This window comes from Bdellovibrio sp. SBM16 (assembly GCF_056175625.1).
Genome location: NZ_JBJKJG010000001.1, coordinates 295,096 through 310,676 on the forward strand (window position 1 = coordinate 295,096; position 15,581 = coordinate 310,676).

A 15,581-nucleotide genomic window follows, 5' to 3' on the forward strand; every position below is an offset into this window, starting at 1 on the left:
TATTCGCGCCTCTAACTAGTTTCCGTAAAGATCGTTATATTTTGTGTACCAAAGATAAAACTTACTGGCTGTCAGGGCTTTATAAGCTTTTGTCTGTTCGAATTTAGCGACAACCGAAGTGCGGTATTTTTTTACGGCATAAGCAAAGAAGAAATATAAAAACGGGCTTAGTAATAACGCCACTAAAAAACTTCCCATAACGATAGAATTGTTAAAGCGTGTGTAAGGGATTAGCGGAATATTGTAGAGCTGGGTGTAGATCGGGCGCATTGACGGAGCTTCTAAAGCCCATTGGCCCAGAGAGTTGGCCAGGGGATCGATTAAAAAAGCGACGAATTTAAAAACGAATGCCGACAGGAAAGCAGCACCGAATTGCACGCGGAAGAAAAATAAAATCGTCAGGATTAAAAACGTCTGCAGTGAGAAGAACGGGGAGAAACCTAAAAAGGCTCCCAGTGTTAACCCCCAGGCAATCTGTGCTGTGCCGTTTTCTGAGTGCAGCATTTTGATCAGATTTAAGAGTTGTTTTAAAAGTATGGTCATTGGTTTACCTTTCTTTTTTATTTTTTCTATTTAAATTTTTTGCTTAAGGGGTTCTGGTACTTCTGCTTTATGGCTTTTCTTAGAGGTCGCAAAAAAGTAGCCACCTGGTAATGCAGTGATCAGCATAAAAAATTGCATTAGACTTACACCGGTTGTAATGGCCGTTGCGGTCGGGATGCTGATCAGGGAGAAAATAAAATAAAAAGCGGCCTGGCCCACGCCAATACCTGCCGGCGTCAGCGGAATAGCCGAAGCCATAAAGGCAAAGCAGGCCAGTGGTAAGAAAACAAAGATGGAGACCGGATCATTTGTCAGGGCCGTGGTAACCACGTATAAAAAGCCAATCGACATACACTGCATCAGAAAACTTACAAAAATAAACTTTAACATGAATTTACTTTGCATCGCTTTAGTGATGTTTACCTGCACCTGTTCGGCAAATGAAAAAAGTTTTTGAAAAATAAAAAATCTAAACCGATTGCGTAAGCGCGGGATGATTTTTTTTGAGTGATACAAAAACATCAACCCGAGACAGGCTAAGCACAGCATTAAGATACTGATATGTAAAAGGCGTGTGAGCTGATCGGGCATGCCGAAAAAATATTCGACCAGTAAAAACGAGGTCGAAAATAAAATGAGACTGAATAGCCCCAGTACGCGGTCAATCGTCACCAGCGAAAAACTCATTTTTTTGGGCACTCTGTGCGATTCAGAAATAGCCAAAGCCTTAATGATATCGCCGCCGACGCCACTGGGAATAAAGAAATTAAAAAAGTTTCCGATTAGCGTTTCTTTGGCCGCATATTTAAACGGGTAGCTGATTTCGAGATTAACTAATAGATTCCAGCGCAGAGCCAACATTAAGGTGTGAAGTGTAAAAAAGATCAGGCCGGCGGCAAGGATAGATGGATTTTTAAAACTTAGGGTCAATTGATTGATATCAATAAACCCAAGTTTAAAAACGAGCAGTAATAAAATAAACGCGATGACCGGGCGAAGATATTTCTTCATCCAGATACGTTACCCTATTTTGAGTGAGTATCAAAAATATTCTTTAGGTTTTTAAGCACAGCTTCTAAGTTGCGTAGAGGCAACGACGTCGGGCCGTCACACAGAGCTTTTTCTGGGTTCGGGTGAGTTTCTAAAAAGATGCCATCTACGCCGACAGCAACTGCTGCACGACCTAATGGCCACACCATATCGCCGCGGCCGCCGCTAGATTCACCAGTCGCACCAGGTAATTGCGTTGAGTGTGTGCAATCCATAACCACTGGAAAGCCCAAACGGCGCATTTCTACTAAACCGGTCATATCGTTGATTAAACGGTTGTAACCGAAAGTGGTTCCGCGATCACAAAGTAACAACTTGTCGTTACCAGATTGTACGGCCTTCTGCGCAATAGCTTTCATATCCCATGGAGCTAAAAATTGACCTTTTTTGATGTGGATCACGCGGCCGGTTTTGGCTGCAGCAACAAGCAGATCAGTTTGGCGCGACAGGAATGCTGGAATTTGAATCACTTCGGCATATTCGGCAGTTTCTTTGACCTGAATGGTTTCGTGCACGTCAGTGATGAAGTTGCAACCAACTGAGACTTTGATTTTCTCCAGCGACTTTAATGCTGAGTTCATGCCCGGACCGCGGAAGCTGTTTAAGCTTTGGCGGTTAGCTTTATCGAAAGAGCACTTTAAAATCCAAGGAATACCCAAGGCTGTTGTGACGCGTTTAATTTCCTGTGCGGTCTCGATCACCATGGCTTCATCTTCGATGATGTCAGGGCCGGCAAATAACACGAAACTTTTGCCGTCACCCCAGGTGATATTTCCGTATTTTGATTCAAGAGTTACTGTTTTTGCTAACGGCTTAAATTCGTTAATCATTTCTTTCATAGTTCAGCTCCTGCGGCTTGCGCGCTTACGCCTTAATAGAAAATTCAACCGCAGTTTTAACAGCTGCGATGACTTTTGCTTGTTGTTCAGCAGTCATGTCCGGAAACATTGGTAAAGAAATAACGTGCTGAGCGGCCCAACGTGAATGAGTGATGTCATGACGTTGTGGTGTGTTTTTTGAATACCAAGGCTGGTCGGCCATAGTCATCGGGTAGTGAACAGTCGTTGGTACGCCTAGCTCCTGGCATTTTTTCTGGAAAGCATCGCGGTTAGTAACAGTCACTGTGTACTGTGCCCATACCGATTGGTTGCCTGGTTTTACAAGTGGGGTAGAAAACATAGGATCAACTTTTTCTAAACCGGCAAAAGAAGCAGAAAAGTTAGCCGCGATTTTATTACGTGCTTCAACTTCCCAGTCGTATCTTTCCAGTTTAGCTAACAGTATCGCGCACTGGATTGTGTCTAAACGGCCGTTTACACCAAGGCGTGTGTGGTAGTAGCGTTTTTCTGAACCGTGTTCGCGGATTTCTTTCATCGCTTTATTTAAATTTTCATCGTTAGTGAAGATCGCGCCGCCGTCACCGTAGCAGCCAAGCGGTTTAGCCGGGTAGAAAGAAGTTCCGGCAGCTGTAGTTAAGTTACCTGATTTTTTATCTTTGTATTTAGCACCGTACGATTGCGCCGTATCTTCGATCACAAATAAATTGTGCTTTTTGGCGATCGCATTGATTTCTTCCATGTCTGCAACTTGGCCATAAAGTGATACCGGCATAATGGCTTTGGTTTTTGGTGTGATTGCCGCTTCGATTTTTTTCGGATCGATGTTGAATGTTTTCGGATCGATATCCACATAGATCGGTGTTGCGCCGGCTAGCACGATGGTCTCAGCTGTGGCAATAAATGAAAACGCTGTAGTGATGACTTCGTCGCCTTGGCCAATACCTAATGCCATAAGTGGGATAACCAGAGCATCAGTGCCGCTGGCCACTGCTAAACAATACTTTGATCCAGTGTGGGCTGCTAATTTTTGCTCTAATTCAGCCACTTCTGGACCATTGATGTAAGCGCCGCTGTCCAAAACTTTTTGGATGCGAGCATCAATGTTGGATTTCAATGCGTTGTACTGAGTTTTTAAATCGATAAATGGAACTGACATAGAGCCTCCTGCTTAGGTGAAAACAATAACCCATATTATGCCCCAAGAATTGGACCGATGTCACGATGTGGAAAAAAAGCTTCACGCAAGAGGTAAATACTGACAAAATAGTATCTTTCTATAGTTATTATACTGGACCATGGAGGGTTTCATGAAGGTTAAATCTTCAACTATTGGAATTGGTGTTGTTTTATCGGCGCTAACCATCATTCCTTTTACATACGCAGCGCAGACCAAAGGGTCAGAGCCATCATCAGAAATTCCGGAAAAGCGTGAGTATCCGCTCAATGAAAAAGCACATCCTTGTGATGATTTTCATAAGTATGTTTGCAGTAACGTCGAAGCCTCTTTTAAGCTGCGCGATGACCGCAGTGCCCACTTTTTTGCCTTTGAAGACTCTGATGAACGCCTGTTAGAAAAGAAAAAAGCGTTCTTCAAAAACATCAATACAGAAAAGAAATTATCTAAGCGTTCGCTGCAGATGAAAGACTACTACAATGCCTGCATGAACGAAGAGGGCGCCAAAGCCGAAGAGCTGGCGATGGTGGCTGATCTGCGCACCCAGTTGGATAAAATTAAATCGATTGATGATTATATCAAGCTAAACAAAGAAAACATGCTCAACGAAAAATGGACATTTGTCAGTTACGACATGGGCCCAAACATCAATAATCCTAAAATCTACGACTTAATGTTTGATGTGGGATTTATGTTTTTACCGGAGCACAGCTACTACGATAATAAAGAATTGGTGAATGCGTACCGTGATTTGATTGTTGAGTTTTTCACAACGGTTTATCCGGAAGGTCAAAAAGACGATTTTAAAAAACGTGCCCAGGCTATGGTTGATTTTGAAACTCGTTTTAAAGACACTTACCCGAAACCGGCCGAATTCAGAAAACGCTGGACTGAACCACGTTACGTATCGCGTGAAGATTTCTTAAAACGTACTTCGGTGATTGGCCTAGATGAGTTTATCCAGAAAAATATTCCGAAAAAAACTTTACTGCGTGATTTTATCCCAGAGAGTTTTGAGTTCGTGCAAAAAGAACTTAAGAATGAAAATCTACAGGTCTTAAAAGATATTTATTTTTACCGTTCGGCACGTGGATTTATGGATGATGCGTACCCAGAGCTTTTTAAAAAGCGTATGGAGTTTAGCCATAAATTTTTAGGCGGTGCCCCGAGCCGTCCTGACCGCCAGGAGCGTTGTACAATGTCGGTGATGGGTGCGTTTAACCGTGAGCTGGATTTAGAAATGTTACCACGCTTATTCCCGAATTTTCCGTCGGAAAAAATGCGTACTGTTGCAGAAGATGTGCGTAAGTCAATTATCGCAGGTCTGGAAGCCAACAAGTGGTTATCGGCCGAAGGTAAAAAAGGCGCGATTGCCAAAATCAAAAATGCAAAGCTGCAGTTAATCCAGCCGTACACAGATAAAGAGTGGGATTTTAAAGAGATTCAGAAATACTCTTCTGAAAAGCCATATTATAACGGCAAACTTTTAACCCAGCAGGCGCACAAACGTAATTTTAAAAAATTTAAAGAGGGCGTAAATCAGGAAGCCTGGGGTATGGGCCCATTAACGGTTAACGCTTATTACTCGGCTGATAAAAATAAATTTGTAATGCCAATCGGTATTTTACAGTACCCGTTTTTTGTTCCGGAAGGGGATGTGATTGAAAACCTAGGCGCAGTCGGAGCGGTGGTTGCGCACGAATTAGGCCATGCGATTGATGATGAAGGTTCTAAGTTTGACCATAAAGGCCGTTTAAAACAGTGGATGACGGATGATGATGTCAAAACCTTTAAAGAGCGCGGCCAACGTATGGTTGAGCAGTTCAACAAAATTGGTCATAACGGTGAATTAACATTAGGCGAAAACACGGCGGACCTGGTAGGCCTTACATTCGCGTATAAAGCGGCATTTCCAGACGGTAAAGGCTCTATTGAAGATAAGAAGAAGTTCTTTATTGCCTATGGCCGTTTATGGTGCGGTGTAGCCCGGGACAAAATGAAAGAAATGCTTTTAAAAACCGACCCACATAGTTTAGGTTATGCTCGTATCAACGAACAGGTGAAACACCAACCTGGCTTTGCGGAGGCGTTTGCATGTCAACCAAAGAACAAACTATTCTTGAACGAGCAGGACAGAATCCAAATTTGGTAAAGCTGTCGCAAATTAAATTAGATCTTATTCCTTTTGTGCCGCTTCTAAAGCTAGAAACGGCACATTCTCAGACTATTCTTGGACATGTTATAAAATCTAAAAATTTTACAGAGCAAGGCCGGCAGATGTTTTTGACTCTGCCGGACGGCGACCAAATGAGCCTAAAGATTTATGAAAATAAATCAGCAAAGCGTAAGCAGGGGATAGTGACGTTGTTTCACGGTTTGGCCGGTGATCATACGTCAGATTATATCCAGCGTTCGGCCCAGGTGGCGTTTGATCTGGGCTATTCGGTGTGTCTGGTTGATCACAGGGGGGCAGGTTTGGCTGAGGGCATGGCGAAGAAGCCGTATCACTCGGGCCGTGGCGAAGACGCATCCGAAGTCAGTTTTAAACTGCGCGAACTGTTTCCGAGGAAAAAACAAATCTTCGTGGGCTTTTCGATGAGCGGCAGTATTCTGCTAAATCTGATTACCCAACGTTATGGCCAGCATTTGCCGGATTACTGTGTGGTCGTAAATGCGCCGATTGATTTATTAAAAGCGAGCAGTCAGTTAATTAAAGGTTTTTCGCGCCTGTATGACTTACGTTTTTACCACCTGTTGAGAAAATTAATCGCTAAAGCTGATCCGCGGGTTTATCTGCCGCTGGTTGCAAACTCTCGCCTGATTGATGATGTATTTACTTCGAAGAAATCGGGCTTTGTAGATAGCTTTGATTATTACCAGCAGTGCAGCACCTACCCTCATTTAGAGAAGATCTCGGTGCCTACGTTTGTGCTTACCAGCAAAGACGATCCGTTTATTGCCTTTGACGATTACAAAACAGCGCGTTGGAACGATCTGACGCACCGAACTTTTGTCGATCACGGCGGGCATATGGGCTATCTGTCGAAACATAAAAGCGATAAGTACGGCATCCGCTGGCTAGATGACTACCTTCATAAGGTCTTGGTCACAATCGATAAAATATCAACCTAAGGCTAGGTCTATTTAGGGTCGTTGTGAAAAGCGGCAAGACTTGGTGTAATAGATAGATAATGTCAGCAGCAAATACAGCTAACGCAGGTGAATTTTTAGTAGAGCTAGAAGAAAAGGACGCTTTTCTTTCTCTGCATAATTGTTTCACGCTGAATTCTGATATGATCCTGAAAAATGAAGCTGACCCAAATCCGGTCACGGCACGCATCGGTTTTTTTGCCGATAAAAAGATTTTTTTAGAAACCGCACAGACAGAAAAACTTGCAACTTTTCACGGCCAGACATCAATTAAGTTTTTTATCGGTACGGAAGTGTATTTTATCAAAACAGTTTTAGAAGTCATTGATGATCAGATCTGTTTTGACCAGGGTTCTAAAATCGTACAGCTGCGTCGTCGTAAAGAGCCAAGATATAATATTCCCGAGAAGTGGAATCAGACGGCGGCGATCTGGTCGATTGAATTAAAAATTAAAAATCCGGCGAGAGTGACCGATATTTCCTACAATGGTTGCCGATTCGAAGTTCCGAAATTAACTTTAAACATTAATAAAGGTGAGGAGATCCGCATCCAGTACCAGATCTTTAAACGCGCTGATGTAGTCTGTGATGCGATCGTACGTTTTATCATGCGTAAACCTAACGGCACGACTGTGCTTGGATTAGAGTTTACGCAGCTACAGAAAAGTCATAAGTCGCGTATCTACAACATCGTCGAAGATCTTGTAAACCACTACGCCGTTAAAAGTTTATTGTAATAAAACATTCACCCACGGAAGTTTGTCTGCCGGGATGGCCTCTTTCGGCATGAATAATCCTGTCTTAAGGCCGCCATCGTAGGCATAACTGCCTTGAGCCATGTCGCCGGCTTTTAGAACCGCTTTTAACACGTTAAAGGCTTTGGCGTTGTTGTTTTTCATAACCTTAATAACTTCTTCAACCGTTACATGCGGGATTGAGTCATCCCAGCAGTCGTAATCTGTGACAAAGCAGCACGGTAGGTACGGAAGCCCGGCTTCGCGCGCTAACGCGTATTCGGGAAAGTTTGACATGCCAATAATGCCTGCGCCCATTTGGCGGTAAGTGTGTGATTCAGCCTTGGTCGAAAAATAAGGGCCTTCGATACAAACATAAGTGGGACCAAAAAATGTTTTATGCGCCATCGGCTTAACCAGCTCTTGTAAGCGTTTCGCCATGACTTCGCAGATCGGTTTGGCCAGCGAAACGTGTCCGATTAAACCTCCGCCTAAGAAGGTGTGGGCGCGGGCCTTGGTGCGGTCAATATACTGAAACGGCACGACCATATCACCCGGGGCGTATTCTTGCTGTAAAGAGCCAACCGCACTGAAAGAAACAATCGCTGTCGCACCTAATTTTTTAAACGCGTAGATATTTGCGCGGTAGTTAATTTCTGAAGGCAGAAGTTCGTGGTGTTCACCGTGGCGTGATAAGAATAAAAATTCAGTGCCATCGACCTTAACTTTTTTTAAACCAGATGAGTGGGCGCCAAACGGTGTTTCGATATTAATTTTTTCTACTGTTGTAAATTCGTCAAATTTTTCAAAACCTGATCCGCCGATAACTGCGATCATAACTGTCTCCTATGCACGTTGAGGTCTATTTTTTAAAAATGCCTTGTTCGATATTTTTGTGATTAAAAACGCCGGTGTCCATGATCCAGCCAGTGGTTAAGCCTGCCGGAGTAACGTCGAAAGACGGATTGTACACAGGACTGTCTTTTGGGGCCCAGGTACTGATAACTTCAGAGGCCGCACGCTGTTCGATTGGAATGTTTTTTCCCGACACACAGTCAAAATCAACCGTGGTAAACGGTGCAGCCACATAAAACGGAATACCATGAAATTTGCAGTTGACCGCTACTGAATAGGTTCCGATCTTATTGGCGAAATCACCGTTCTGGGCGATACGGTCAGAGCCGACGATAGCTTTGGTGATTTTACCAAGGCTCATTAAGTGCGCTGCCATATTGTCTGTGATTAATGTGTACGGGATTTTGTGTTTTTGTAACTCCCAGGTGGTTAAACGTCCACCCTGTAACAGCGGGCGGGTTTCATCAACCCAAACGTGAATTTTTTTACCCTGCTGATGCGCTTTTAAAATAACTCCTAAGGCTGTACCGACACCAACCGTTGCCAGGCCACCGGTATTACAGTGAGTCAGGATCTGATCGCCGTCCTGAATTAGTTCAGCGCCATGGGTTGCAATGCGGTCACATAACTGCACATCTTCGTTAAAAATCTCTACCGCTGCTGCCAAGATTTTGTTCTTATCGGCGCCGGTTTCGATGACCGTTTTCATGCGGTCGATACAGTTCATCAGATTAACCGCTGTCGGACGGGCTTCGTATAAGTCTTTGGCTTTTTTGAGTAACTCGGTTTTCGTAAACCCTTGCAGGGCTGATTGGGCCACTTGTAATGCAGCGGCAACACCAATCAGCGGGGCACCGCGCACGCGCAACATTTTGATGGCTTCGATCATTTGTTCGGTCGACTCGATAGTTAACCACTTTTCTTCATGCGGTAAAAGCGTTTGATCTAAGACTTCAAATTTTGTTTCAGAAAACCGAAGTGATAAAGCATGGCAAGAAATCATAATAATACATCTCCGATTTTTTTTCTTAATTCATAAAGATAGGCCACTTCATCCGGTGGCAGTGGGTTTAGGCCGCCTAAGGCCTGCGCCTGCGCTAGAATCTGCGCTGAATTTTCAATGCGCTCCATACCGCGGTAAGCTTCATCCAGATCAAGACCCCAGGTTAAGGCGCCATGGCGTTTTAAGATGATCGCACGGTGTTTGGGTAAGAATGGCTTTAGGACATCGCCCATTGCTTGCGTGCCGGGGCGGGCATAGTCAGCAAACGGAATATCGCCGGTCGCAAGGATGACTTCTGACAAACAATCTGAAGGTAATTTTTTAAGATGCGGTTTTGCGATCGACCAGGCAATGGCGGTCGTCGGGTGGGCGTGCACTACGGCTTTGGCCTCAGGGCACTGGCGAAAAACCTCCAGATGCATTAAACGCTCTGAAGACGGGTTACCGAAGATGATCTGGTTATCCAGGGTGACGGCGGCCATATCAGAGGGTTTCATAAAGGCTTTGGCTATGCCGGATGGCGTAAATAAAATGACATTGGGATCAACCCGTAAACTGATGTTTCCATCGGCAGCCGAGAGCATATTTCTATTATGTAAACGCTTACAAATTTCTAAAATTTGTTCACATTCTTTTTGGTATCTGATTATCAAATCATTCGGGCTTGTCATACCCACATTTCATAGCGATAATAGCTTCCAGTGGCAACTTTGATGAATCAATTTAGTCGATTTCCCAATGAGAATGTGCTTATCGTTATGGCACTTCGCGAAGAATCAGGCGGTGTGCTTGAGCAGCACGGCTTTCAGGTCCATTACAGTGGGCTTGGGATGGTTAATGCGGCCGCGAAAATCACAGAGCTCGGGGTCACTTTAAAGCCAGATCGTATCATTAATCTGGGCACGGCCGGAAGTTATACCATTCAGCCCGGAACCTTAGTTGAAGTAGAAGGCATCGTCCAACGTGGAAGCGTTGTTTCGTTTATGCGCCATCAGAAAAAACTTACCACGATTTCAGATTTGCCGAAGGCCGTCTGTGGTACAGCCGACTTTGTTGAAGTCGAAAAATCACCCAATAATTTATATCAAATCATGGATATGGAAGCTCTTGCCTACGCGCAAGCGTGCGAAAAATTAAATATTCCGTTTCACAGTTTTAAGTTCATTACTGATTCATCAGATGTGAACACTTTAAAAGACTGGAAGAAAAATTTAGTTATCGCGCAGGCTAGATTTCTGAATCTGTGCAACTCTTTAAAGTAAAAAAGGAAATAAATGGAACAGCTTTTAACATCGGAAGCACTGATTGCACTTTTCACCTTAACAGCAATGGAAACAGTGCTTGGCATCGATAATATTATTTTTATCGCTATTCTAGTAGCAAAAGCGGAGCCGGCCAAACAGGCGAAACTCAGAAATATCGGCTTGATCCTGGCATTTGCGATCCGTATCGGCTTACTTTTCTCATTAAGCTGGATCATGGGCTTAAAAGATCCATTATTTTCAGTTATGGAAAAATCGTTTTCGGGCCGCGATCTGATCATGTTAGGCGGGGGATTATTCTTATTGGCTAAAGCGACCTATGAAATTCACCACAAAGTTGAAGGTGATGATGCCGGTCCGTCAACGGAAGGCAGTGGCAATCTTAAAAATGTTTATGCCAACGCAACTTCATTATTATTTCAGATTTTAATGCTCGATATCGTGTTCTCGCTCGATTCAGTGATCACGGCAGTGGGTATGGCTAATCAGATCAGCATCATGGTTATAGCGATGTTAATCTCTATGGTGATCATGTTAGTTTCAGCGACTTCAATCAGTGATTTTGTGAACCGTCATCCGACCATTAAAATTTTAGCGTTATCATTCTTACTTTTAATCGGTGTGATGTTAACAGTCGAAGGTATGGGCGGCCATATTGCCAAAGGTTACATTTATTTCGCGATGGCCTTTTCATTTGCAGTTGAGCTTCTTAATATGCGTATGCGTAAGAAAACTCCTGCGGCAAATACAATTAATCCAATCCGATAGCCCTGCGAAATTAAAAAAGGGAGCTTTACGCTCCCTTTTTAGTTATTTCTTTCGTTTTTTATCACAATCGTCTTTGTCTTTTTGACTCTTGTGCTTGTCTTTGTGGTCATCGCAAGGTTTTTTCGGGTCATCCTTTTTTACTTCGTGTTTGTGATCACAAGGTTTCTTTGGATCTTTTTTGCGCGCACAAGGTTTTCTTGGGTCATCCTTGTGTTCGCAAGGGTCTTTTGGATTCGGTTTTGGCGGCTCAGGTGGTTTAACCGGATCTTTTGGTTTACAAGGTTTATCGCCTTTATACCAACCTAAGTGTAAGCCAGAATCTACATGTTTACCGTCGTGGTTTACGCCTAAATGTTTACCGTTGTTCGATTTAACATCGATTTCGCATTGCTGTTCACCTGGTTTAGGAGGTGGAACAGTGACCGGCGGTTTATTGCCGTGCTGGCAAGTTAAACTTGGGTCGATTACGAACTTACCGTTGTTACATAAAGTGATTTCGGCTTCGCAGCGGTTACCACCACCAGCTGTCGTGTGCGCGGCAGCCCAGATAGTAAAACCGTGCGGGATCGTGATTAAGCCAAATAAGATCTTACAAGATTTAGGACCTTCAACTGCGCATGAGCTGGCTGTATTTGAACCAGATAAGACACCGTTGTTACAAGTACGAGTTTCCGATTCACATTTTTGGCCGTAACCAACTGATGACGATTTGAAAGCCTGAACCGATGAGCCGTGAGCTACGGTTTTGCCGTTGAAAGTACAAGACTTCGGCGGCGTTACTACCGGTGGTTTTGGAGCGACCGTACATGAAGTGTGCGTGTTAGATCCAGACAATACGCCGTTTGTGCAAGTGCGAGTCTCTGAAGCGCACGTCGAGCCGTAAGGAACTTGTGAAGCGGCGTAAGCTTTAACAGATGATCCGTGTAAAACAGATTGTCCGTTAAAAGAACAGTTTTGCGCAGCTTCTACAGAACATGAAGCGTGCGTGTTTGAACCTGATAACACGCCGTTAGAGCAAGTGCGTGTTTCAGATTGGCAGGACTGACCGTAGGCCACAGATGATGACGAATAGGCGGTAACAGTTTGGCCGTCAGCTAATGTTGCGCCGTTAAATTCACAGGTTTTGGCCGCTTCTGGTTCACATGAACCGAATGTGTATGAACCGGATAACTGACCGTTGGCACAAGTTCTTGATTCAGAGATACAAGATTGGCCATGAGGTACACTTGCTGATTGGAATAAAATCGTCGATTGACCGTGCGCGATGGTTAAACCGTTAATTAAACAGCTCGCCGGTTGATCAACCGTACAAGAAGCGTACTGGTTAGAACCATCTAATACACCATTGTAACAAAGTCTTTCTTCAGCTTCGCACTGGCCACCGAAAGAAACTGTCGAGGTTGCGAAAGCCTGTACAACCTGGTTGTGGGCAATGGTCTGACCGTTGAATAAACAGCTTGCAGGTTTATTTACCGAGCACGTAGCAAATTGGTTAGAACCCGATAACACACCGTCATTACAAGTTCTGGTGTCAGAAATACAATTTGAACCGAAATCAACTGATGAGGTCGGAAAAGCCTGAACCGACTGGCCGTGGGCTACTGTTTGACCGTTGAATAAACACGATTTTGCGGCATCAACATTACATGAGCCGTATTGGTAACTGCCCGACATGACACCGTCAGTACAAGTCCGTTGTTCAGATACACACTGGCTGCCGTAGGCCTGAGTCGAGTTCTGGAAAGCGGTAACAACCTGACCGTGAGCTACGGTTTGACCGTTAAATAAACATGATTTAGCAACATCAACACTACATGAGGCAAAAGAATTTGAACCTGATAATACGCCGTCAGAACATGTTCTGGTTTCAGCTTGGCAGGTTTGGTTGTAAGCTACAGATGAATTAGCAAAAGCCTGAACCGATGAGCCGTGCGCTAGTGTTTGACCGTTAAATAAACAGCTTGCTGCCGTATTAACACTGCAAGAGGCATAGGCGGCAGAACCTGATAATACACCGTTAGAACAAGTTCTGGTTTCGGCCTGGCAGGTTTGGTTGTAGGCCACCGTTGAATTAGCAAAAGCCTGAACTGAATCACCATGCGCTACCGTTTGACCGTTGAATAAACAGCTCACTGCTGCGGCTGTGCTACAAGTCGCAAAAGAGTAACTCCCAGATAAAACGCCGTTGTTACAGGTTCTGCGTTCAGCAGAGCAGTAAGTGCCATACGGAACCGAAGAGTTTTGGAAGGCATTTACGCTTGATCCGTGCGCGATAGTCTGACCGTTAAAAGTACAGTTGGCGTAATCAGTCGGAATATCCGGCGGCGCTGATGTCGCATAACTTACGTTTGAAAAATCACGAGCTGCTTCAGAAGCAGGGGCTGGTCCGCTGTTGCTTTTTGGGCTACAGCCTGAGATAGCTACTGCAAGTACCGCAATTAGGGTGATTTGTTTGGTCACAGTCATTTTTGACTCCTTGTCAAAATATTTAGTTTAGTTTCGGTGATTTTAAAGAAAACTACACACCTAAAAGTTGAAATTATCGTCTTAATACAGGGGTTTACAAAGGTTCACTTTTTTGACTAAATGTTAGATAGTAATGTCCAAAATTAGAGTCGAAAGTTTTGACGCTAATTCTGAACTTAAGGAGTCTTCACATTATTGTTTCATATTTGCTTTTAGTTATTGCGATGGTTTCTATTCAATCAGGTGCTTCGATTGCAAAGGGGTTGTTTTCAGAAATGGGCCCGGCCGGTGTGACCGCACTGCGGGTTTTCTTCTCGGCGCTTATTCTGGTTGTGATCGCCAATCCGATTAAGAATAAAAAGATCTTTAAACATATCCTTTCTGACCGCAAGCAGCTGGGGTTGATTGCAGCCTACGGCTTATCGCTGGGTCTAATGAATATCTTTTTCTATTTCTCACTGGAGAGAATCCCTTTAGGGTTAGCGGTTACCTTAGAATTTGCCGGACCGCTGGCGGTATCGATTATGTATTCACGCCGCTGGCTGGATGTGCTGTGGGTGGTTTTAGCCGCTTTAGGTATCGGAATTTTATTCTATCACTCAGGAGAGATGAAGATCGATCTGTGGGGTATGTTCTTGGCGCTAGTGGCCGCATTTTTCTGGGCTCTGTATATTATCTTCGGTAAAAAAGCGACCCGCAATGATCACGGAAGCCTGATTGTCGCAAGTCTCGGGATGAGCTTTGCTGCAGCCATTGCTTTGCCTGCAGGATTATTTTTAAACCCGGCTCAGGTGGTTAACTCTGACTACTGGCTGTTAGGTTTAGGGGTTGCTATTTTATCCAGTGCGATTCCCTATAGCCTCGAATTAAAGGCGATGAAAACGATTCCTGAAAAAACCTTCGGAATTTTAATGAGTTTTGAACCGGTCGTGGCCACAGTTGTCGGTTTTCTTTTTTTAAAAGAAAGTTTAGACTTAGTGCAAATGGGGGCGATGTCTTTAGTTATCATCGCCTGTGCGGGAAGCTCTTATGAATCATGAACAATTAGGTCCGGATTTTGATTTACAAAAATTTTTAAACGCACGCGCACTTTGCCAGAAAGCGGCAGATATTATTATCGACCGCTTAGAAGTAGGCATGACTGAAAAAGACGGGCAGGCCCTGGTTAAAGATGTGTTTAAAGACTTTGATATTTTAAAATTCTGGCACCCGACAAAATTTCGCATGAGCACCGATACGACAAAAACCTTCCGTGATCTGCCGGATGAAAACCTGACCGTGGTGGATAAAGATCTGGTATTTATTGATATCGGGCCGATTATCGACAATCACGAGGCGGATTTTGGCCGCACCGTTGTACTTAACAAAACAGGTGGCGAGTTAAATCCTCAGTACCTGCAGCTGGCTAAAGCCAGCGAGATTATTTTTCGCGAAACCGAAAAACACTGGAAGCAAACCGGAGCTACCGGAATCAAGCTTTTTGAATTTGCGCAGCATAAAACCGCAGAGCTAGGTTACCGGTTAGATCACCGTATGGCCGGACACCGCTTAGGTGATTTTCCGCATCAGGTTTTCTCCAAACAGAAACTTTTTGAGTATGAAAAATCGCCGGTTAAAAATATCTGGGTGTTAGAAATCCATATTGTTGACGATAAAAATCAGCGTGGTTCATTTTTTGAAGATATAATGATTGAAGGGCGCTGAAATTTATTGGGTCATAAAAGTACCTGCCCTGCG

The 15,581-nt window shown here is 44.0% G+C and carries 15 protein-coding genes; 7 read left to right on the forward strand and 8 right to left on the reverse strand.

The genetic code is table 11. The annotated features are described in order from the left end of the window. Window positions 1-15: 15 nt before the first annotated feature. The 4 genes from AC04MM_RS01390 to AC04MM_RS01405 are packed head-to-tail and all read right to left on the reverse strand — an operon-like array spanning window position 16 to window position 3,588. On the reverse strand, window positions 16-543 hold the full coding sequence (locus tag AC04MM_RS01390) for a TIGR03546 family protein (protein WP_475378520.1): 528 nt from the start codon (window positions 541-543) through the stop codon (window positions 16-18). Window positions 544-573: 30 nt separating this feature from the next. Beyond that, window positions 574-1,554, reverse strand: coding sequence for a lysylphosphatidylglycerol synthase transmembrane domain-containing protein (locus AC04MM_RS01395; RefSeq protein ID WP_475378521.1), 981 nt, complete (start codon window positions 1,552-1,554; stop codon window positions 574-576). Window positions 1,555-1,568: 14 nt separating this feature from the next. Beyond that, window positions 1,569-2,423: a 3-deoxy-8-phosphooctulonate synthase gene (gene kdsA / locus AC04MM_RS01400; RefSeq protein ID WP_475379028.1), complete on the reverse strand. Its 855-nt coding sequence runs from the start codon at window positions 2,421-2,423 to the stop codon at window positions 1,569-1,571. A 34-nt stretch (window positions 2,424-2,457) separates the two neighbouring features. Beyond that, on the reverse strand, window positions 2,458-3,588 hold the full coding sequence (locus AC04MM_RS01405) for a DegT/DnrJ/EryC1/StrS family aminotransferase (protein ID WP_475378522.1): 1,131 nt from the start codon (window positions 3,586-3,588) through the stop codon (window positions 2,458-2,460). 151 nt (window positions 3,589-3,739) lie between these two features. On the opposite strand from AC04MM_RS01405, the gene AC04MM_RS01410 reads away from it, so the two are divergent. The 3 genes from AC04MM_RS01410 to AC04MM_RS01420 all read left to right on the forward strand — a co-directional run bounded on the left by AC04MM_RS01410 (window position 3,740) and on the right by AC04MM_RS01420 (window position 7,493). Then, window positions 3,740-5,758 (forward strand): M13 family metallopeptidase, encoded by a 2,019-nt coding sequence (locus AC04MM_RS01410; protein WP_475378523.1) that lies wholly within the window; start codon window positions 3,740-3,742, stop codon window positions 5,756-5,758. 155 nt (window positions 5,759-5,913) lie between these two features. Continuing rightward, window positions 5,914-6,738, forward strand: coding sequence for a YheT family hydrolase (locus tag AC04MM_RS01415; protein ID WP_475378524.1), 825 nt, complete (start codon window positions 5,914-5,916; stop codon window positions 6,736-6,738). Window positions 6,739-6,797: 59 nt separating this feature from the next. Then, complete coding sequence (locus tag AC04MM_RS01420) at window positions 6,798-7,493, forward strand: PilZ domain-containing protein (RefSeq protein ID WP_475378525.1); 696 nt, start codon at window positions 6,798-6,800, stop codon at window positions 7,491-7,493. Here the strand turns inward: AC04MM_RS01420 and mtnP are convergent. Genes mtnP through AC04MM_RS01435 form a run of 3 tightly spaced genes read right to left on the reverse strand, consistent with a single transcriptional unit; the run spans window position 7,485 to window position 10,019 of the window. Continuing rightward, on the reverse strand, window positions 7,485-8,327 hold the full coding sequence (gene mtnP, locus AC04MM_RS01425) for an S-methyl-5'-thioadenosine phosphorylase (RefSeq protein ID WP_475378526.1): 843 nt from the start codon (window positions 8,325-8,327) through the stop codon (window positions 7,485-7,487). The genes AC04MM_RS01420 and mtnP overlap by 9 nt on opposite strands. A gap of 25 nt (window positions 8,328-8,352) precedes the next feature. After that, complete coding sequence (gene mtnA, locus AC04MM_RS01430; protein WP_475378527.1) at window positions 8,353-9,348, reverse strand: S-methyl-5-thioribose-1-phosphate isomerase; 996 nt, start codon at window positions 9,346-9,348, stop codon at window positions 8,353-8,355. Beyond that, complete coding sequence (locus AC04MM_RS01435) at window positions 9,345-10,019, reverse strand: class II aldolase/adducin family protein (RefSeq protein ID WP_475378528.1); 675 nt, start codon at window positions 10,017-10,019, stop codon at window positions 9,345-9,347. The genes mtnA and AC04MM_RS01435 overlap by 4 nt, the downstream gene beginning before the upstream one ends. 42 nt (window positions 10,020-10,061) lie before the next feature. On the opposite strand from AC04MM_RS01435, the gene AC04MM_RS01440 reads away from it, so the two are divergent. Together AC04MM_RS01440 and AC04MM_RS01445 are read left to right on the forward strand one after the other, a co-directional pair. Further along, the gene (locus AC04MM_RS01440) at window positions 10,062-10,610 is read left to right on the forward strand and encodes a 5'-methylthioadenosine/S-adenosylhomocysteine nucleosidase family protein (protein ID WP_475378529.1); all 549 of its coding nucleotides are present in this window, start codon (window positions 10,062-10,064) and stop codon (window positions 10,608-10,610) included. Window positions 10,611-10,622: 12 nt separating this feature from the next. Then, entirely contained in the window at window positions 10,623-11,378 is a 756-nt protein-coding gene (locus AC04MM_RS01445; protein ID WP_475378530.1) for a TerC family protein, read from the forward strand. A gap of 42 nt (window positions 11,379-11,420) precedes the next feature. On the opposite strand, the gene AC04MM_RS01450 is transcribed toward AC04MM_RS01445, so the two are convergent. Beyond that, window positions 11,421-13,844 (reverse strand): hypothetical protein, encoded by a 2,424-nt coding sequence (locus tag AC04MM_RS01450; protein WP_475378531.1) that lies wholly within the window; start codon window positions 13,842-13,844, stop codon window positions 11,421-11,423. Between the two features lie 224 nt (window positions 13,845-14,068). Between AC04MM_RS01450 and AC04MM_RS01455 the strand changes: the two genes are divergently transcribed. Next, entirely contained in the window at window positions 14,069-14,884 is an 816-nt protein-coding gene (locus AC04MM_RS01455) for an EamA family transporter (protein ID WP_475378532.1), read from the forward strand. Beyond that, window positions 14,874-15,548, forward strand: a complete 675-nt coding sequence (locus tag AC04MM_RS01460; RefSeq protein WP_475378533.1) for a M24 family metallopeptidase — start codon at window positions 14,874-14,876, stop codon at window positions 15,546-15,548. Before AC04MM_RS01455 ends, AC04MM_RS01460 begins: the two co-directional genes overlap by 11 nt. Window positions 15,549-15,581 lie beyond the last annotated feature (33 nt).